The organism is Rhodococcus sp. NPDC058639 (assembly GCF_042717545.1).
GTDB lineage: Bacteria > Actinomycetota > Actinomycetes > Mycobacteriales > Mycobacteriaceae > Rhodococcus.
The window spans coordinates 1-18082 of sequence record NZ_JBHXRF010000013.1; the positions used below are offsets into that span (position 1 = coordinate 1).

The 18082-nt window shown below is 68.1% G+C and carries 20 protein-coding genes; 6 read left to right on the plus strand and 14 right to left on the minus strand.

Annotation, left to right across the window (positions count from 1 at the left end; translation table 11 throughout):
- Positions 1-95: 95 nt before the first annotated feature.
- Positions 96-1487 carry a glycine--tRNA ligase gene (locus tag ACFWU2_RS20610; protein ID WP_378610122.1) on the minus strand — a complete coding sequence of 464 codons (1392 nt, stop codon included), beginning with the start codon at positions 1485-1487 and terminating at the stop codon, positions 96-98.
- A 161-nt stretch (positions 1488-1648) separates the two neighbouring features.
- On the opposite strand from ACFWU2_RS20610, the gene ACFWU2_RS20615 reads away from it, so the two are divergent.
- On the plus strand, positions 1649-2008 hold the full coding sequence (locus ACFWU2_RS20615; RefSeq protein ID WP_378610123.1) for an ArsR/SmtB family transcription factor: 360 nt from the start codon (positions 1649-1651) through the stop codon (positions 2006-2008).
- Positions 2005-2433 (plus strand): Fur family transcriptional regulator, encoded by a 429-nt coding sequence (locus ACFWU2_RS20620; protein WP_378610124.1) that lies wholly within the window; start codon positions 2005-2007, stop codon positions 2431-2433. The genes ACFWU2_RS20615 and ACFWU2_RS20620 overlap by 4 nt, the downstream gene beginning before the upstream one ends.
- Before the next feature lie 11 nt (positions 2434-2444).
- Here the strand turns inward: ACFWU2_RS20620 and ACFWU2_RS20625 are convergent, their stop codons facing one another.
- From ACFWU2_RS20625 to recO, 4 genes are read right to left on the minus strand one after another with little or no spacing between them, the layout of a single operon-like run.
- Complete coding sequence (locus ACFWU2_RS20625; protein WP_378610125.1) at positions 2445-2975, minus strand: hypothetical protein; 531 nt, start codon at positions 2973-2975, stop codon at positions 2445-2447.
- Positions 2972-3394, minus strand: coding sequence for a hypothetical protein (locus ACFWU2_RS20630; protein WP_378610126.1), 423 nt, complete (start codon positions 3392-3394; stop codon positions 2972-2974). Before ACFWU2_RS20630 ends, ACFWU2_RS20625 begins: the two co-directional genes overlap by 4 nt.
- Positions 3391-4188, minus strand: a complete 798-nt coding sequence (locus tag ACFWU2_RS20635) for an isoprenyl transferase (RefSeq protein ID WP_378610127.1) — start codon at positions 4186-4188, stop codon at positions 3391-3393. Before ACFWU2_RS20635 ends, ACFWU2_RS20630 begins: the two co-directional genes overlap by 4 nt.
- Positions 4154-4969, minus strand: coding sequence for a DNA repair protein RecO (gene recO / locus ACFWU2_RS20640; RefSeq protein WP_378610128.1), 816 nt, complete (start codon positions 4967-4969; stop codon positions 4154-4156). Before recO ends, ACFWU2_RS20635 begins: the two co-directional genes overlap by 35 nt.
- 123 nt (positions 4970-5092) lie before the next feature.
- Between recO and ACFWU2_RS20645 the strand changes: the two genes are divergently transcribed.
- The gene (locus tag ACFWU2_RS20645) at positions 5093-6502 is read left to right on the plus strand and encodes an amidase (protein ID WP_378610129.1); all 1410 of its coding nucleotides are present in this window, start codon (positions 5093-5095) and stop codon (positions 6500-6502) included.
- Positions 6496-7092: a TetR/AcrR family transcriptional regulator gene (locus ACFWU2_RS20650; RefSeq protein ID WP_378610130.1), complete on the plus strand. Its 597-nt coding sequence runs from the start codon at positions 6496-6498 to the stop codon at positions 7090-7092. Before ACFWU2_RS20645 ends, ACFWU2_RS20650 begins: the two co-directional genes overlap by 7 nt.
- Here ACFWU2_RS20650 and era read toward each other — a convergent pair.
- The 5 genes from era to ACFWU2_RS20675 all read right to left on the minus strand — a co-directional run bounded on the left by era (position 7089) and on the right by ACFWU2_RS20675 (position 11849).
- Positions 7089-8006, minus strand: a complete 918-nt coding sequence (gene era / locus ACFWU2_RS20655; protein WP_169620313.1) for a GTPase Era — start codon at positions 8004-8006, stop codon at positions 7089-7091. The genes ACFWU2_RS20650 and era overlap by 4 nt on opposite strands.
- The gene (locus tag ACFWU2_RS20660; protein ID WP_378610131.1) at positions 8003-9316 is read right to left on the minus strand and encodes a hemolysin family protein; all 1314 of its coding nucleotides are present in this window, start codon (positions 9314-9316) and stop codon (positions 8003-8005) included. The genes era and ACFWU2_RS20660 overlap by 4 nt, the downstream gene beginning before the upstream one ends.
- A 76-nt stretch (positions 9317-9392) precedes the next feature.
- Positions 9393-9935, minus strand: a complete 543-nt coding sequence (gene ybeY / locus ACFWU2_RS20665; protein WP_169620315.1) for an rRNA maturation RNase YbeY — start codon at positions 9933-9935, stop codon at positions 9393-9395.
- 79 nt (positions 9936-10014) lie between these two features.
- A complete protein-coding gene (locus ACFWU2_RS20670) occupies positions 10015-11082 on the minus strand; it encodes a PhoH family protein (RefSeq protein WP_169620316.1) in 1068 nt (355 codons plus the stop codon).
- A gap of 62 nt (positions 11083-11144) precedes the next feature.
- Positions 11145-11849: a TetR/AcrR family transcriptional regulator gene (locus tag ACFWU2_RS20675; protein ID WP_378610132.1), complete on the minus strand. Its 705-nt coding sequence runs from the start codon at positions 11847-11849 to the stop codon at positions 11145-11147.
- A 117-nt stretch (positions 11850-11966) separates the two neighbouring features.
- Between ACFWU2_RS20675 and ACFWU2_RS20680 the strand changes: the two genes are divergently transcribed.
- Positions 11967-13625, plus strand: a complete 1659-nt coding sequence (locus tag ACFWU2_RS20680; protein WP_378610133.1) for an MFS transporter — start codon at positions 11967-11969, stop codon at positions 13623-13625.
- On the opposite strand, the gene ACFWU2_RS20685 is transcribed toward ACFWU2_RS20680, so the two are convergent.
- From ACFWU2_RS20685 to hrcA, 4 genes are all read right to left on the minus strand, one after another.
- Positions 13562-14311, minus strand: a complete 750-nt coding sequence (locus ACFWU2_RS20685) for an alpha/beta hydrolase family protein (RefSeq protein ID WP_378610134.1) — start codon at positions 14309-14311, stop codon at positions 13562-13564. The two genes, ACFWU2_RS20680 and ACFWU2_RS20685, sit on opposite strands and share 64 nt — an antisense overlap.
- A 10-nt stretch (positions 14312-14321) precedes the next feature.
- The gene (locus ACFWU2_RS20690) at positions 14322-15080 is read right to left on the minus strand and encodes a 16S rRNA (uracil(1498)-N(3))-methyltransferase (protein ID WP_378610135.1); all 759 of its coding nucleotides are present in this window, start codon (positions 15078-15080) and stop codon (positions 14322-14324) included.
- Between the two features lie 5 nt (positions 15081-15085).
- Positions 15086-16237 carry a molecular chaperone DnaJ gene (gene dnaJ / locus ACFWU2_RS20695; protein ID WP_378610136.1) on the minus strand — a complete coding sequence of 384 codons (1152 nt, stop codon included), beginning with the start codon at positions 16235-16237 and terminating at the stop codon, positions 15086-15088.
- Between the two features lie 61 nt (positions 16238-16298).
- Complete coding sequence (hrcA, locus tag ACFWU2_RS20700; RefSeq protein WP_378610138.1) at positions 16299-17345, minus strand: heat-inducible transcriptional repressor HrcA; 1047 nt, start codon at positions 17343-17345, stop codon at positions 16299-16301.
- Between the two features lie 165 nt (positions 17346-17510).
- Here hrcA and ACFWU2_RS20705 point away from each other — a divergent pair, with 165 nt between their 5' ends.
- On the plus strand, positions 17511-17951 hold the full coding sequence (locus ACFWU2_RS20705) for a type II toxin-antitoxin system VapB family antitoxin (RefSeq protein ID WP_378610137.1): 441 nt from the start codon (positions 17511-17513) through the stop codon (positions 17949-17951).
- Positions 17952-18082: the final 131 nt, after the last annotated feature.

Sequence of the window (18082 nt, forward strand, 5' to 3'; positions counted from 1 at the left end):
TCCGCGGGAAAAAACACCCCCGAGTTCACAAAAACACGCGGGCCCTCCCGTGTCACGGGAGGGCCGGCGAGTCGATTGAGGGTCGGATCGACCGATCAGCAGCCGATCAGGCGCTGCGCGAGGTAGCCCTCGACCTGGTCCAGGCTCACCCGTTCCTGCGCCATCGAGTCGCGCTCGCGGATGGTGACCGCGTGATCCTCGAGGGTGTCGAAGTCGACGGTGATACAGAACGGCGTGCCGATCTCGTCCTGGCGACGGTAGCGGCGGCCGATGGCGCCGGCGTCGTCGAACTCGATGTTCCAGTGCTGGCGCAACTGGGCGGCGAGATCCTTGGCCTTCGGGCTCAAATCGGAGTTGCGGCTCAGCGGCAGCACGGCGGCCTTGACGGGCGCGAGGCGGCGGTCCAGCCGCAGCACCGTGCGCTTGTCGACCCCACCCTTGGCGTTGGGTGCCTCGTCCTCGGTGTAGGCGTCGACGAGGAACGCCATGAGCGAACGGGTGAGGCCCGCTGCGGGTTCGATGACGTACGGCGTGTAGCGCTCGTTCGTCGTCTGGTCGAAGTAGCTCAGGTCGGTGCCCGAATGCTGCGAGTGCGTCGACAGGTCGAAGTCGGTGCGGTTGGCGACGCCCTCGAGCTCACCCCATTCGCTGCCCTGGAAGTGGAAGCGGTACTCGATGTCGACGGTGCGCTTCGAGTAGTGCGACAGCTTCTCCTGCGCATGCTCGTACAGGCGCAGGTTGTCCTTGTTGATGCCCAGGCCGGTGTACCAGTCCATCCGGTAGTCGATCCAGTACTGGTGCCACTCCTCGTCCTCGCCGGGCTTGACGAAGAACTCCATCTCCATCTGCTCGAACTCGCGGGTGCGGAAGATGAAGTTGCCGGGGGTGATCTCGTTGCGGAAGCTCTTGCCGATCTGGCCGATGCCGAACGGCGGCTTCTTGCGCGACGTGGTGAGCACGTTCGCGAAGTTCACGAAGATGCCCTGAGCGGTCTCCGGGCGCAGGTAGTGCAGGCCCTCTTCGCTCTCGATCGGACCGAGGTAGGTCTTGAGCATCATGTTGAAGTCGCGCGGCTCGGTCCACTGGCCCTTGGTGCCGCAGTCCGGGCACACGATCTCCGACATCTGAACGGCGTCGGGGTCGTCGAGCTTGTGCTTCTCGGCGTACGCCTCCTGCAGGTGGTCCTGGCGGTGGCGCTTGTGACAGCTCAGGCATTCGACGAGCGGGTCGTTGAATACGCCGACGTGGCCGGACGCGACCCACACCTGGCGCGGGAGGATCACCGACGAGTCGAGGCCGACGACGTCGTCACGGCTGGTGACCATGTTGCGCCACCACTGCTTCTTGATGTTTTCCTTGAGCTCGACCCCGAGCGGCCCGTAGTCCCAGGCCGACCTGGTGCCGCCGTAGATCTCACCACAGGGGTAGACCAGTCCTCGGCGCTTGGCGAGGTTGGCGACGGTATCGATCTTGGATTTGGGTGCCACTCGGATTCTCTCCATCTTCGATGCGGGTTTTCGCAGCTTGCGTCAACTACTTAGCCTATCGCTCCCTGCCACGGCGACGAATTCCTGGCGGTTGACATGCACATCCATGCATATCAAAATGGTATCGGTTTGCAATAAGCCCCGAGAGCGCGAGGAGTCCCGTGAGTGTCGACGCCGTTCACGACGAGTGCCGCACGGACAACCAGACCACCCGCGCGACGCCGGCCCACCCGCCGGTCTCGCACGACGCGCTCGTCGCCGCGGGCGAACTGCTCCGCGCACTCTCCGCACCGGTCCGCATCGCTATCGTGCTCGAACTGCGCGAGTCCGCGCGGTGCGTCCACGAACTCGTCGGCGCACTCGGCGTGACCCAGCCTCTGATCAGCCAGCACCTGCGCGTTCTCAAGACCGCAGGCGTGGTGCGGGGCGACCGCACCGGCCGCGAAGTTCTCTACCGCCTGGCCGACGACCACCTCGCTCACATCGTCATCGACGCAGTCGCGCACGCTCAGGAAGGATGACGGCCGTAGTGACCTCCGCACGCAAGCCCCTGGTGGGGGTGCGCTCGACCAGACAACGCAGCGCGATCGTGGATCTGCTCGACAACACCGAAGAGTTCCGTTCCGCACAGGACCTGCACGACGAACTGCGCAAGCGCGGGCACGGCATAGGCCTGACGACCGTCTATCGAACCCTGCAGTCCCTCGCCGAGACGGGCAGCGTCGATGTGCTCCGCACCGACTCGGGCGAATCCCTGTTCCGTCGCTGTTCCTCCGGACACCACCATCACCTCGTGTGCCGCCACTGCGGGTTCACCGTCGAGGTCGACGGGCCGGAAGTCGAGCGCTGGTCGCACGAGGTCGCCGACACGCACGGGTTCGACGACGTCAGCCACACGGTCGAGATCTTCGGAACCTGCCGCGACTGCGCACTGTCGAGGGCGTGACCGGCGAGTAGTCAGCCGCAGGTGCAGTTGCCGCATCCGCAGTCCCCGCCGAGCAGGTTCTCACCCACCACTGTGTCCGCAGGCCCGTCGAACACGCACGCGTCGCCGCCGAGCCTGTCCGCCAGCGCACGTACCTGCCCGACGAGCGGAACCACGGCGCCCACGGCACGCAACAGGTGCAGCGGCACGAGCGGGCACGCAGCGACACGCTGCTCGGCGGTGACCCGGTCGTTGTGCAGAACGAACTTGAAGTCGGGGAACTCGAGTTGCAGGTCGGCGAGCACTTCGGCGGCGCGCATCCGGTCGGCGACATTCTCGGCCAGGAACGTCGCCAGGTGCACGACACCTGCTTCCGCATCGACGGTCGCGAACGTCGGCACGTCCTCGATCCAGACCGGGACGTCACCGTCCTCGTCGGGTTCGGGTGCGTCGTCCATCGCCTGCGCCAGCGTGCGGATCACCAGGTCGCGCAGCGCGTCGTCGCCGCTGGTCGTCACCGCGAGGTCCCACTGCTCCTCGCCGATACCTGCATCGCCGGTCACGCGCTCCCCGTTCCGGATGTGCCCGCGACGTTGTCGCGCGCTTCGGCCACTCCGTCGAGGACGAGCAGCAGCATGGTGGTCAGCGGAGAATCCTCGAGGCCGGTGGCGGGGAACGAGTAGCGGACGATCACGTCCGCGACGGATTCCCGGTCGATGACATGGATGGAACCGAACTGCAGCGCCTCGGCGGCGGACGCGACGCGGGTGCGCACCTCGTCGCCGAGTGGGAGATCCCACGCGAGCACGCCGGTGAGCGACACCACGTCCAGTCCCTCGGTAAGGGTGACGACCTGCAGTGCGAACGGGACGGCGCCGTAGTCGAATCCGAACGAGCCGTCTCCGTTGTCCTCGGCACCGGGAGTGCGCAACTGGACGAACGGCGTCAGCGCGGCGGAGATCCGGTCTCTCAGAGTGGTCATTTCACACCTCCGAATCGGCGGTCGCGCGATGCGTACTCGACACATGCGGCCCACAGGTCGCGGCGGTCGAAGTCGGGGAACATCTTGTCCTGGAAGACCAGTTCGGCGTAGGCGGACTGCCACAGCAGGAAGTTGGACGTGCGCTGCTCTCCCGACGGCCGGAGAAACAGGTCGACATCGGGCATGTCGGGTTCGTCGAGGTATCGCGCGATGGTGGCCTCGGTGATGCGTTCCGGATCGAGGTCGCCTGCCGCGACCCGCCGCCCGATTTCCCTGGCCGCGTCGGCGATCTCGGCGCGACCCCCGTAATTGACGCACATCGTGAGAGTCATCACGGTGTTGTCGCGGGTCAGTTCCTCCGCGGCTTCGAGTTCCTTGATGACGCTGCGCCACAACCGCGGACGACGCCCGGCCCACCGCACGCGGACACCCATCTCGTGCATCTCGTCGCGGCGACGGCGGATCACGTCGCGGTTGAAGCCCATGAGGAAGCGCACCTCGTCGGGGCTCCGCTTCCAGTTCTCGGTGGAGAACGCGTAGGCCGACAGCCACGTGATGCCCATTTCGATGCAACCGCACACGGTGTCCATCAGGACTTCTTCACCGCGTTCGTGACCCGCGGTGCGGGGCAGTCCACGTTCCTGCGCCCAGCGCCCGTTTCCGTCCATCACCAGCGCGACGTGCCGGGGAATCAACTCGGGTTGGAGGATGGGCGGCTTGGCCCCCGACGGATGCGGGTCGGGCGGCCGGATCGCGCGATCAGGCGATGGGTGTGGGGCGCGTCGTCGAATCACGGCTCCCATCCTGCCTGACGCCCGAACCGCCCCGTTCGGCCACGTAGGTGCCACCGCGTTCGACGAGCGGCAAGGATCGCAGTTGACGCTCGAGATGCCATTGCAGGTGCGCGGCGACGAGCCCGCTGGCCTGGCTCCGGACCCCGGCCTCGGTTGCTTCCGTCTCGGCCCATCGGCCGTGGGCGAGCGCGTCGAGCAGGGCGAACACGGCGGGAGCGGGCGTCGCCGCGCCGGGGGGACGGCAGTGTACGCACACGGCGCCGCCGGCAGCGACATGGAAGGCAGTGTGCGGACCGGGACGGTCGCACCGCGCGCAGTGCGTGATCGCGGGCGCCCATCCGGCGTAGGCCATCGCGCGCAGGAGATACGCGTCGAGGATCAACTCGGGTGGGCGCGTGTGATCACACACCGCGCGCAGGGCACCCACGGTCAGGGCGTGCAGACGGGGGGCGGGTGCCCGCTCTTCGCCGGCGAGCCGCTCCGCGGTCTCGAGGATGGCGCACGCGGTGGTGTAGCGGGAGTAGTCGTCGACGATGCCGACCGCGAATGCGTCGAGGGTCTGCACCTGGGTGACGATGTCGAGGTTGCGTCCGGGGTGGAGTTGCACATCGACGTGCGCGAACGGCTCGAGCCGGGCCCCGAACTTGGACCGGGTCCGGCGCACTCCCTTGGCGACGGCACGGACGAGGCCGTAGCGGCGGGTGAGCAGTGTGACGATGCGGTCGGCTTCGCCCAGCTTGTGCTGGCGCAGCACCACCGCGTTGTCCCGATACAGCCTCACCACTCGAGTGTTTCACGTCGTCACGACAGGCGGCACTGCGCCGCCGCCCCCGGCCGCGTGAAATCCTCGACGCCGTAACGAGAACACGTTATCGTTCGTTCGAACGAACAGTGAGGGAGAACGATGAGCGCACCTGCCCGCCCCCGCGGTCTCGCCGATACCGCGAACGACCTCGCGAACGGCACCGTCACCTCGCACGACCTGGTGCGCACCGCTCTGGACCGGATCGACGAGTCGCAGGCGGAGCTGAACGCCTTCCGGGTCGCCCGGCACGACAGTGCGCTGTCCGAAGCCGCGGACGCGGACCGGCGCCTCGCGGCCGGCGAACGTCGCGCGCTGCTCGGAGTGCCCGTCGCGATCAAGGACGACACCGACATCGCGGGCGAGACGACGATGTTCGGATGCGCGGGCACGTTCGCCGCCAAGGAACACGACGCGGAGGTGGTGCGCCGCCTGCGCGATGCCGGAGCGGTCATCGTCGGCAAGACGCACTCCCCCGAACTCGGTCAGTGGCCGCTCACCGGCGGCGACGCGTTCGGTCACACCCGCAGTCCGTGGTCACGTGACCACACCCCCGGCGGTTCGTCGGGAGGCAGTGCCGCTGCCGTCGCCGCAGGGCTCGTTCCCGCAGCACTGGGCTCCGACGGCGCCGGATCGGTCCGTATCCCCGCGTCGTGGTCGAACCTGGTGGGCATCAAACCGCAGCGCGGCCGCATCTCCATGTGGCCCGACGCGGAGGCCTTCCAGGGCCTGACCACCCACGGCCCGCTGGCCCGGACGGTCGCCGACGCGGCGCTGTTGCTCGACGTCGTCTCGGGAAACCATCCCGGCGACCGGCACGCGCGGGAGAAGGTCACCGTGTCCGATGCGGTGGGGTGCGACCCCGGAAGACTGAAGATCGCTCTGTCGCTGAAGCTTCCGTTCACGGCGACACCGACTCGCCTCGATCCGCGGGTCCGCATCCGGCTCGCCGCGTTCGCGGCCATCCTGCGCGATCTCGGTCACGACGTCACTCTCGCCGATCCCGACTACGGGATCCTGTTCGGCCTCAGCTTCCTGCCCCGCTCGATGGCCGGGATCGAGGACTGGCTCCACCGGCTGCCTGACCCGGCCCTGGCCGATGTGCGGACTCGCGCCAACGCACGCACCGGACGGATGCTCCACGGTGCGCCCCTGCGCGCGGCACGGGGCGCAGAGCCTCACCTCCGCCGGCGGGTCGGCCGGATCTTCGACCGGTTCGATGTCGTCGTCACTCCGACGACGGCGACACCTCCGCTGCCGGTGAACGCGATCGACGATATCGGCGGGTGGGCCACCGACAAGGTCATCACGGCCGCCTGCCCGTACGCGTGGCCGTGGAACGTACTCGGCTGGCCGGGGATCAGCGTCCCGGCCGGATTCACCGACGAGGGCCTTCCGGTGGGCGCCCAGCTCCTCGGTCCCGAGGACTCCGAGCCGCTGCTGGTTTCCCTTGCGTCGCAACTCGAGTCGGTTCTGCGCTGGCACGAGCAGACCCCGGAGCCGTGGTGGTGACCGAGTCGGTTTCCGTTCGGTCACGCATCATCGACGCGACCCTTCACCTCGTCGGAACCGACGGGATCGCCGGAGTCACGAACCGCCGCATCGCGTCCCGCGCCCAAGTGTCGCTGGGCTCGATCACGTACCACTTCCCCACCCAGGAAGATCTGCTGCGCGCCGCACTGACGCACTTCGCCCGCGAAGAGACCACGAGGTTGCGGGAGATCGCGGATTCGTATCGGGGCAAGGATATTTCGGTGCAGGATGTGGCGACCCTCACCGAGCAGGTGGCCGAGAGTCTCGCCTTCTCCGCAGAACGGATCGCACCGTTCGAGTTGTACGTCCAGGCCGGCCGCGACCCGAATCTGCGCATCGCCGCCGACGAGTGCTGGCGCGCCTACGACGCGCTGACCTTCACCATCTTGACCGAACTCGGCGTACCTCGCGCCGACACGCTCACCCCCACGCTCGTCGCGACGATTGCGGGGCTGCAACTACGGCGCTTGTCGACGGGCGGGGGTGCCGACCTGGCCGGCGCGGTGCTGCTTCTTCTTCGGCAGTCCGGGATGCCCGGGCACCTGGATCCGGAACCCGGTCCAGGCTAGAAACCGAGGCGGCCCAGCTGTTTCGGGTCTCGCTGCCAGTCCTTGGCGACCTTGACGTGCAGATCGAGGTAGACCTTCACACCCAGCAATTTCTCGATCTGCGTGCGGGCCGCGGTCCCCACCTCACGCAGCCGCGCACCGCCCTTGCCGATCACGATGCCCTTCTGGCTGGGACGTTCGACGTAGAGCACAGCGTGCACGTCGAGCATCGGGCCCTGCTTCTCGGTGCGTCCCTCGCGTTCGACGACCTCGTCGATCACGACCGCGAGCGAGTGCGGCAGTTCGTCGCCGAGACCCTCGAGGGCGGCTTCGCGGATGAGCTCGGCCATGAGGGTTTCTTCGGGTTCGTCGGTGAGCTCGCCGTCCGGGTAGAAGGCGGGACCCTTCTCCATGTTCGACGCGATCACGTCGACGAGTACCTCCACCTGCTCACCGGAGGTCGCCGATACGGGCACCACGTCGGCGTTGTCGCCGAGCAGTTTCGACACGGCCAAGAGTTGCGCGGCGACCTGCTGCTTACCGACCTTGTCGATTTTGGTGACGATCCCGATCAGCGGGGTCTTCGGCGCAACGTGCCGCACCTGCTCGAGGATCCACCGGTCGCCGGGGCCGATCTTCTCGTCCGCCGGGAAGCACATGCCGATGGCGTCGACTTCGGAATACGTGTCGCGCACAAGGTCGTTGAGCCGCTGGCCGAGCAGGGTCCGCGGACGGTGCAGGCCCGGAGTGTCCACGAGGATCAACTGCGCGTGGTCGCGGTGGACGATCCCGCGAATCGTGTGCCGCGTGGTCTGCGGCCGCGACGACGTGATGGCGATCTTGCTGCCGACGAGCGCATTGGTCAGCGTCGACTTTCCGGTGTTCGGCCGGCCGACGAAACAGATAAAGCCGGAACGGAAGTCGGGGTCGGTCATGCGTGCTCCTCGGTGGTGTCCGTGCTGGTGTCGGTGCTCTCGGGTTCGGGCGCCCTTTCTACGAAGACGGTGCTCACCCGCACCCGCCCGCGCACGTCCGGGCCGCCCTCACCGCGCAGGATGAGCCCGTGTGTGGTGACCTCGGACCCGGGCAGCGGGACGCGGCCCAGTTCGTAGCCGAGCAACCCGCCGACGGTATCGACCTCGTCGTCGTCGATCTCGATGTCGAACAGTTCCCCGAGATCTTCGACGGGAAGTCGCGGCGATACGCGGAAGGTTCCGTCGCCGAGATCCTCCACGTCGGGGATCTCCGCGGTGTCGTACTCGTCGGCGATCTCACCGACGATCTCCTCGATGACGTCTTCTATCGTGACGAGCCCCGCGATGCCACCGTATTCGTCCACGAGCACCGCCATGTGGTTGCGGTCGCGCTGCATGTCGGCCAGCAGGTCGTCGAGGCGCTTGGAGTCCGGAACGAAGACGGCCGGACGCATGACGTCGGCAACCGAGACGCTGTGGCCGCCGTCGTTGGAGTAATACGTCCGCTTGACCAGGTCCTTGAGGTAGACGACGCCGCGGATGTCATCGACATTCTCACCGATCACCGGGATTCGGGAGTGTCCACTGCGGACGGCGAGGGACGTGGCTTGACCGGCGGACTTGGTCTCCTCGATCCACACCATCTCGGGCCGGGGCACCATGATTTCGCGGGCCGTGGTGTCGCCGAAATCGAAGACCGACTGGATCATCCGGCGCTCTTCGTCGGCGACCACGCCGCGCGCCTGCGCGAGATCGACGAGTTCGCGCAGTTCGATCTCGTTCGCGAACGGGCCGTTGCGGAATCCACGACCTGGGGTCACCGCGTTACCCACGAGAATGAGGATGCGGCTGACGGGTCCGAGGAGGACACCGAGCATCCGCAACGGAACGGTGGCGGCCAGCGCGAGCGGATACGCGTGCTGCCGCCCGAGCGTGCGGGGGCCGACACCGATCACGACGTAGTCCACGATCACCATTACGGCAGCGGCGACGACCAGCGCCCACGTCCGGTCGAGGACGTCGAGCAACGCGCCCGCGAGAACGACGGTCGCGGCGATCTCGCACAGGATTCGCAGCAGCACCGAAAGATTCACGTAGCGGGGCCGGTCGTCGAGGATTCCGAGCAGGCGCTCCGCGCCACCTCTGCCGTCCTTGGCGAGTTCTTCGACACGCGCGGGCGAGACGGTGTTGAGGGCGGAGTCGAGTCCGGCGAACAACCCGCCGAGGATCACGAGTACGACGGCGAGAACGACAAGTGTCAGTGTGCTCACGTGGTCCGACCTCCCCGAGAGGACTCGATCCTTACTCGTCGACGACGCCGGCTGCCGCCGGGTCTACCGTCCCCCGTCATGATTCGGGAGTGTCGACGAAGCCGGCCTTGCCCAGCAGGCTGCGGTCCCGTTCCGCGAGCCGCGCTTGCTCCTCGGCTCGGCGCAATTCCTCGTACCACTCGGTGAGGAGCTGGTTCTGCAGTGCAAACATCTCCTTCTCCTCGTCGGGTTCGGCGTGGTCGTATCCGAGGAGATGGAGCATTCCGTGCACGGTGAGCAGCGCGAGTTCGTGAGCGACCGGGTGGCCTGCCTTCTCGGCCTGCTCGGCCGCGAACGGCGGGCACAGCACGATGTCGCCGAGCATCGCCGGCCCGGGCTCGGGCGCGTCGGGGCGACCGCCGGGCTCGAGTTCGTCCATGGGGAACGACATCACGTCGGTCGGGCCGGGCAGATCCATCCAGCGCATGTGGAGGTCGGCCATCGTGTCGGAGTCGACGAGGACCATCGATAGTTCTGCCGCGGGATGGACATCCATCCGGGCGATCACGAAACGGGCTACGTCGAGGAGGTCTTCCTCGGAGACCTCCATCCCTGATTCGTTCGAGATCTCGATGCTCATCGGTGTCGATCCTTCTTCACTACGGCCCTCTGTACGACGGCCTTCTGCACTACGGACTGGACGGGGAGTGGGGCGGCCGTCACCGGCGCGGCACCCGCTGCTGCGATGCGGCGCGGCGCTGGGCGCGGTTGCCCTGGCCGGAGCCGTCCTCTCGGGCTGCCTCGAAACGCCCGTAGGCGTCGACGATGTCGGAGACGAGACGGTGGCGCACCACGTCGCTGCTGTCGAGGCGCGCGAAGTGGATGTCGTCGATGCCCTCGAGGATCTCGGTCGCGGCTGCGAGACCCGAGCGGGCACCGCCCGGCAGATCGATCTGGGTGACGTCGCCGGTCACGACGATCTTGGCCCCGAATCCGAGGCGGGTGAGGAACATCTTCATCTGCTCGGCGGTCGTGTTCTGCGCCTCGTCGAGAATGATGAACGCGTCGTTGAGTGTGCGTCCTCGCATGTAGGCGAGCGGCGCGACCTCGATCACCCCGGCTTGCATGAGCTTCGGGATGGCCTCGGGATCCATCATGTCGTGCAGCGCGTCGTGCAGGGGCCGCAGATACGGGTCGATCTTTTCGTGCAGGGTGCCCGGGAGGAATCCGAGCCGCTCCCCGGCTTCCACCGCAGGCCGGGTGAGGATGATGCGGTTGACCTGCTTGGTCTGTAGCGCCTGCACGGCTTTCGCCATGGCCAGGTACGTCTTGCCGGTGCCGGCGGGACCGATCCCGAACACGATGGTGTGGGAGTCGATGGCGTCGACGTAGCGTTTCTGGTTGAGCGTCTTGGGCCTGATCGTCTTGCCACGCCGGGACAGGATGTCGAGGCTGAGAACGTCGGCCGGTGACTCCGAGAGCCCCTGGGTCAGCATTCCGACGGTGCGGCGGACGGCATCGGGGCCGAGGGTCTGGCCGCGGCGCACGATCGTCACGAGTTCTCCGAATACGCGTTCGGCGAGGGCGACGTCGGCGGGGCTGCCGCTCAGGGTGACGGTGTTGCCGCGCACATGGATATCCGCGGCCAGGGCACTTTCGAGGGCGATGAGGTTCTCGTCCGTCGCGCCGAGAAGAGGCGCAGCTACATCCGGCGGAAGGTCCAGGCTGGACCGAACCGGAGTGGGTTCGATGTTCTCAGGGTCGCGGGTGCGGTCTGGTTGACTCACGTGGACGGTACGGCCTGCTTTCCGTTCAGCTCCGGCACGACGGTCGTCGTGTCCGCACCAGTCTAGCGCTGTACGTTGGCACCCTTCACGGCATTGATTTCCGTGCCGCGCGGGTCACCGCGCCGACCTTCTCCCGCGTGAGTGCTCGCCACCCATCGACGCGCGTCGTCGAGCACGTCCGGCGACCGGTCGACGGGCACTCCTGCCAGCACGAGAACACCGAGTGCCATGCTCTCGCCGTCGTCACGGACCAACCCGAAGTTGGCTTGTTCGAGCACGGACATGGTGAGCCCCTCCATCATCCCGACGAGCACCGCCGTGGGCAGGTAGGCGGGAAAGAGGCCGGAGTCACGTCCCCGTTCGACGACGTCGACCGTCCGGGTCCGCACCGGAGCGATGAGTTCGGCGATCCGGTGGTCGCCCACTTCCTTGCGGGCGAACGACAACAACATCCGGAAGCGGTCGCCGACCGGCCACGTGCGCAGGACCCCGACCGCGAGGGCGACCGCGGGATCATCGGGTTCCGGGTGGTCGAGAGCGTCCGCGAGCGCTGCCGACGCTTCGTCCGAGAGACCGTCGACGAGGGCTTCGCGGTTGGGAAAGTGGGCGTACACGGTCCGGCGCACCACGCCGGCCGCACGCGCGACGTCGTCCATGCTGGCGTCGGGGTCCGCGGCGAAGCACGTCATCGCGGCTTCGAGGATGCGGCCCCGGTTGGCGTTCGCTCGCGTCCGCGGCCGTCCGGCCGAATCCTCCACGCTGTTCATCCTCTTTCCCGACTCCCGCTCGAGCTTCCAGTCTACTTGCACAGTCGTGTGCAAATAACTAAGTTGCACACGGCTGTGCAAATAGAGCGTCCCCGCGACGCCGACGCAGGAGGAACCATGTCCGCACCCGTTGCCGGGACCGGCCGCACTCTCGGAGCCGAGGCTCCCTACCGCCTACGGTGGGCGGGTCTCGGAGTGTTGTGCCTGAGCCTGCTCATCGTGGTCATGGCCAACACGGCCCTGATCGTCGCAGCACCGAGCATGCTGCGAGATCTGCAACTCACCAGCGCCGACATGCAGTGGATCATCGACGGATACACCGTCCCGTACGCCGCGCTCATGCTGCTGTGCGGCGTGCTCGGCGACCGGTTCGGCCGGCGACGCGCCCTGCTCGCCGGCTTGGCGGTCTTCGCCGCGGGTGCCGTGTACGGCAGTCTCGCCGACTCGGCCTTCGACGTGATCGCCGCGCGGATCGTGATGGGCGTCGGCGCGGCGGTCATCATGCCCGCAACGCTGTCTCTCCTGGTCGCCATGTTCCCCGGCCACGAACGCGCCCGCGCGATCGCCGTGTGGGCCGCGACATCCGGGCTCGCCATCGCCCTCGGCCCCCTGCTGGCGGGCTGGCTGCTCGAATCGCACGGATGGGGCTCGACGTTCCTCATCAACGTCCCTATCGCCGCGGCCGCCGCCATCGCCGCGCTTGCGCTCGTACCAGCGTCCAGAGCGGCGGATCTCGAGCGCACCGACTGGATCGGTGGCGCCCTGTCCATCGTCACCGTGGGTGGTCTCGTCTACGCCATCATCGAGGGCGCCCACGCCGGCCTGCACGGCATGGTGCTGGTCGCATTCTTCGCCGCGGCCACCGCCGCCGCGGTGTTCGTCGCATGGGAACTCCGGCACCCCCAGCCGCTGCTCGACCTGCGACGGGTCGCCGACCGCGCAGTCGGAGGCGCGAGCATCTCCGTGCTGCTGCTCTTTTTCGCCACCTTCGGTGCGATCTACTTCGTGGCGCAGCAATTCCAGTTCGTCTTCGGATACGGACCACTCGAGACGGGGCTTCGGCTGCTTCCCCTCGCTGTGGCGGTATCGCTGGGCGCCGCGCTGAGCAACCGGGTGGCTCCGCGCTGCGGAGAACGTGTCGCCGTGGGCGGCGGCCTGCTCCTCGCCGCAGCAGGTGTTCTCGTCCTGGCCGTCTTCGACCCGGCGTCCGGATACGGCCCGTTCCTCGCCTCGTTGCTGTTGCTCGGTGTGGGCATCGGGGTTGCCACGCCGCCCGCCACCGACCTCATCATGGGCGGTTTCCCGGAGTCGGAACTCGGTGCGGCGGGAGGCCTGAACGACACGGCCGTCGAGTTCGGCGGCTCGCTGGGCATCGCTCTGCTCGGATCCGTGCTCGCCGCCTCGTACCACCGCGGCATCTCCGAGTTCCTCGACGGTCTGCCGCTGAGCGAGGTCGCGGGTCCGATGGCCGCGCGCGCCGCCGAGGCAGTTCAGGCCGCAGGCGATTCCGTCGGTGGCGCTGCCGTTGTCGCGGAGGAACTGGCGAAGAACCCGTTCACGTCGTCGTACACCGAGCCGCTGCTCGAGGCGTCGGGAGCAGCGTTCTCCCATGCGGTCGGGGTGGGCAGCCTGGTCAGCGGTGTCGTCCTCACGGTCGGGGCGGCTCTGGTGATCGCGCTTCTTCCCCGTCGGGCCGAACCGGCCGGAACAGATCAGGCCGTGAGCAGTTCCCGCGACAACGCCCAGGACCGTGAGGTCTTGTCCAGAAACGCGTAATGGTCCTCGCCGTCGACGACGTGCAAGGTCACGTCGTCTCCGGCGGCACGGGCAGCCTTCTCGTAGCGAGTCGCAACCGAGACCGGTACCTGGGCGTCCTCGCTTCCGTGCACGACGGCGACCGGCACACCGATCGGAACGCAATGCATCGGCGACGCCGACCGGTACAGCGCGGGATCGTCGTCGTACTGCATCCCGAAGAGATCCTCGATGTAGTCGATCCGGCGGCCGCGTTCCCCCGCCGACGCCAGGTCGAGCGCACCGGCCTGCGCGACCACCAGTTGCGGTCGCGGGGTGACGGGCTGGGCTGCGAGCCATACGGCGAGTTGGCCACCGGCCGAGTGTCCGACGATGCGCACGCGATCCAAGTCCACTGCGACACCCGACTTTTCGGCACACTCCGCAACCAGAGTGGGTATGGCGTGGTACGCGGCAAGGATATCGGCGGACATCTCCGGCCAGCGCCCACCCGCCCCGATCCGGCGGTACTCCACGTTCCACGCGACCACCCCGTGGCGGGACAGATCCAGTGCGATCGGCGTACCGAGATTGAGCCCGTACCGGCCGCTCCAGTACCCGCCGTGCACGACCATCACCACGGGCACGGGGCCGCTCGCGGCCTCGGGGAGATAGAGATGACCGAACTGTTCGGGGCCGGGACCGTAGGGGATTCGCGTGCGGGACATGCCGAAAACGCTAGTGCAGCGGTTGATCGTGCCAGCGGCCGGTGAGGACCCCGATGGCGCCGAGCGCGACCGCCGCGGCCGTCGAGGTGCGCAGCACAGTCGGGCCGAGCGACACCGCGACGGCACCTGCTTCGACCAGTGCCCGCACTTCCGTGTCGTCGAGTCCGCCTTCCGGACCGACCACCAGGATCACATCGTCCGCTTGGCGCAGGGGCAGTTCCGCGAACGGTGTGGTCGCCGACTCGTGGAGAACGGCCACCACACCCCCGTTCGCGACGGTGTCCCGCACCCGCTCGAGCACGTCCGCGGTCCGGTGCAGAGCCGCCACCGGCGGCACGTAAGCACGACGGGACTGTTTCGCAGCCGCCACCGCGACAGCCTGCCACCGCGCAACACCCTTGTCCGCCTTGGCATCCCACCGAGCGACGCAGCGCGCCGATTGCCACGGCACGATCGCGTCGACACCGGCTTCCGTCGCGAGTTCGACAGCAAGTTCGGAACGATCGGATTTCGGCAGCGCCTGGACGACGGTCACAGCGGGCCGCGGCGCGGGCACCGTACGTCGCGCGCGCACAACCGCTTCGAGCTTGTCCTTCGCCGCGGCGGTGACGTCCACCTCGGCGACGCCGCCCCGCCCGTCGGAGAGCACCAGTGGCTCGCCGACGGAGATGCGGCGAACCGTCGCGGCATGCCGGCCCTCCTTGCCGTCGAGCACGGCGATCTCACCGGGCTCGGGCAGCGGATCGAGATAGAACAGGGTGGCGGCCACGGCGGCTAGCGGGCGCTGAACGCGTCGCGCAGGCGGGAGAACAACCCACCGGAATGCTGCGACCCGTTGGTCACCACTTCGGCGTGGTCACGCTCGTTGTGCCGGCGCAGTTCTTCGAGCAGCTTGGTCTGCTTGCTGTCGAGCCTCGACGGTACGACCACCTCGAGGTGAGCGTGCAGGTCGCCGCGCGTGCCGGAGCGGAGCTTCGGCATGCCGTGCCCGCGCAGCACCGTGACGGAGCCGGGCTGGGTTCCCGCATCGACGGTGATCTCGCTGGGCCCGTCGAGAATGGTCTCGAGAGTCACCGAGGTGCCGAGTGCCGCGTCGACCATCGGCACGCGAACCGTGCAGTGCAGATCGTCGCCGTCGCGCACGAACACCTCGTGCTGCTGCTCGATCACCTCGACGTACAGGTCGCCTGCGGGGCCGCCGCCGGGGCCGACCTCGCCCTGCGCCGCGAGGCGGATGCGCATTCCGTTGCCGACGCCCGCCGGCACCTTGACCGTGATCTCGCGACGAGCCCGGACCCGGCCGTCGCCACCGCACTTACGGCACGGATCGGGGATGGTCTCACCCGCTCCGCGGCAGGTCGGGCACGGCCGCGAGGTCATGACCTGCCCGAGGAAGGACCGTTGCACCGACTGGACCTCGCCGGCGCCACCACACGTCTCGCATCGCACGGGCTTCGAATCGCCGTGGGTGCCGGACCCGGTGCACTCGTCGCACAGGATGGCCGTGTCGACCGTGACGCTCTTGGTGACACCGCGCGCGCATTCCTCGAGGGTCAGGCGCGTACGCAGCAAGGAGTCGGCGCCGGGCTGCACGCGGCCGCGGGGTCCGCGGCTGCCGCCGGCCCCGCCCCCGAAGAACGCTTCGAACACGTCGCCCAGGCCGCCACCGAAGCCGGCGCCTCCGAAGCCGCCGCCCCCGCCGCCACTCGTCTCGAGGGGGTCGCCACCGAGATCGACGATCCGGCGCTTGTCGGGGTCGGACAGCACCTCGTACGCCGCAGAGATCTCCTGGAACCGCACCTGGGCGGATTCGTCGGGGTTCACGTCGGGGTGATGTTCCCGCGCCAACTTGCGGTACGCCCGTTTGATCTCCTGGTCGGTCGCGCCTTTGGACACGCCGAGCGTCCCGTAGTAATCCCGTGCCACGTTGAGTTCTCGTCCTTACTTCTCTACACAGATGTGAACAATGTCCGGCGTCGAACCGTGCTCAGCGCTCGCCGAGTACTTCGCCGATATATCTTGCGACGGTCGCAACCGACGCGATGGTTCCCGGATAATCCATCCGGGTGGGGCCGAGCACCCCGAGCCCGCCGAAGACCGTGCCTGCCGCACCGTATCCGGTGGAGACGACCGAGGTGGTGCGCATCTCCTCGACCTGCGTTTCCTCCCCGATTCGGACGGTCACCCGGCCCGTGTCCTGGCTGGCGGCGAGCAACTTGAGCACCACCACCTGCTCCTCGAGGGCTTCGAGGACGGCACGCAGCGATCCCGGCACCCCGTGGCCGTGACCTTCGAAGTCTGCGGCGTTGCGGGTGAGGTTGACGGTGCCGCCCAGCACGAGGCGTTCCTCGGGATGTTCGACCAGGGTCTCCACGAGAATCGTGGCGCACCGGATCACGGCGTCGCGCAGGTCCTCGGGCGCATCGTCGGCAAGTTCGGTCACGGCGATCGACGCCGCCGCGAGCCGCTTGCCCGCAAGGGCGGCACCGAGCAGATCGCGCAGTCGCGCGAGATCCTCGTCGCCGATGACGTCGCCGAGTTCCACGATGCGCTGATCGACGCGGCCGGAGTCGGTGATGAGCACGAGCAGCAACCGTGCCGGCGTGAGTGCGACCACCTCGAGGTGACGCACCGACGACGCGGACAGCGTCGGGTACTGCACGATCGCGACCTGCCGGGTCAGCTGTGCCAGCAGCCGTACGCCGCGCCGCAGCACGTCGTCGAGGTCGACTCCGGATTCGAGGAATTGGAGGATCGCCCGTCGTTCGGCCGCCGACAGCGGTTTGACCTCGGCGATGCGGTCGACGAACTGGCGGTATCCCTTGTCCGTGGGAACCCGGCCCGAACTCGTGTGCGTCTGGGTGATGTACCCCTCCGCCTCCAACGCCGCCATGTCGTTGCGCACCGTCGCGCTGGACACACCGAGATTGTGGCGGTCGACAAGCGTCTTCGAGCCGATGGGCTCCTTGGTGGACACGTAATCCGCCACGATCGCGCGCAAGACCTGAAATCGTCGTTCCTCGGTGCTCGACAACCCGCCCACCTCCGTTTCCACATGTGCGTGCTACATGTCCCGTACCGGACCAGTCTAATCGTGTCCGAAATGTGCAGGCACGTGCCACACCGGGCAGGCCGTCCGCCCGGAGCACAGCGCCTACCGCCGTGAGGGCCCGGGCGGGGTCACCCGTACTGTGTGCGCATGATTTTCAAGGGCGTCCGGGACGGGAAGCCGTACCCCGATCACGGGTTGTCGCTGCGTGACTGGTCGCGAATCCCACCGCGTCAGGTGCGTCTCGACGAAATCGTCACCACAACCAAGGTGCTCGAACTCGACAGACTGCTGTCCGAGGACTCGACCTTCTACGGCGACCTGTTCCCGCACGCCGTGCAATGGCAGGGCGTGCTGTATCTCGAGGACGGCTTGCACCGCGCGGTGCGGTCGGCGCTGCGCAACCGCCCGGTGTTGCACGCCCGCGTCTTCGACTACGACGCGCTGGCACCCGCACCGGATGCGCCGGCCGAACTCCCGCCGTCGGAGCCGTTCCCCGCACCGGGCGAGGCGTCGGGTTCCGAGCCGGACTCGCCACCGGACTCGCCCGGAGTCGGACGCCACCGGAGCGACGACACCGGCGACGAATAACGCCGCGCTCGGCGCCGGGCGGGATCAGCCCTCGGCGCCGAGCAGGATCGTCCGGACCACCGCGTCGGCGAGCAGTCGCCCGCGATCGGTGAGGACGAGATGTTCGTCGGAGATCTCCGCGAGGCCGTCGG

Bases quoted from the DNA above. Each gene is read 5' to 3' on its own strand.
- ACFWU2_RS20645 (WP_378610129.1), top strand. From the start codon at position 5,093: ATGAGCGCACCTGCCCGCCCCCGCGGTCTCGCCGATACCGCGAACGAC.
- ybeY (WP_169620315.1), bottom strand. From the start codon at position 9,935: ATGAGCATCGAGATCTCGAACGAATCAGGGATGGAGGTCTCCGAGGAA.
- ACFWU2_RS20705 (WP_378610137.1), top strand. From the start codon at position 17,511: ATGATTTTCAAGGGCGTCCGGGACGGGAAGCCGTACCCCGATCACGGG.
- ACFWU2_RS20630 (WP_378610126.1), bottom strand. From the start codon at position 3,394: ATGACCACTCTGAGAGACCGGATCTCCGCCGCGCTGACGCCGTTCGTC.
- ACFWU2_RS20685 (WP_378610134.1), bottom strand. From the start codon at position 14,311: ATGTCCCGCACGCGAATCCCCTACGGTCCCGGCCCCGAACAGTTCGGT.
- ACFWU2_RS20620 (WP_378610124.1), top strand. From the start codon at position 2,005: ATGACGGCCGTAGTGACCTCCGCACGCAAGCCCCTGGTGGGGGTGCGC.
- era (WP_169620313.1), bottom strand. From the start codon at position 8,006: ATGACCGACCCCGACTTCCGTTCCGGCTTTATCTGTTTCGTCGGCCGG.
- ACFWU2_RS20675 (WP_378610132.1), bottom strand. From the start codon at position 11,849: ATGAACAGCGTGGAGGATTCGGCCGGACGGCCGCGGACGCGAGCGAAC.
- ACFWU2_RS20680 (WP_378610133.1), top strand. From the start codon at position 11,967: ATGTCCGCACCCGTTGCCGGGACCGGCCGCACTCTCGGAGCCGAGGCT.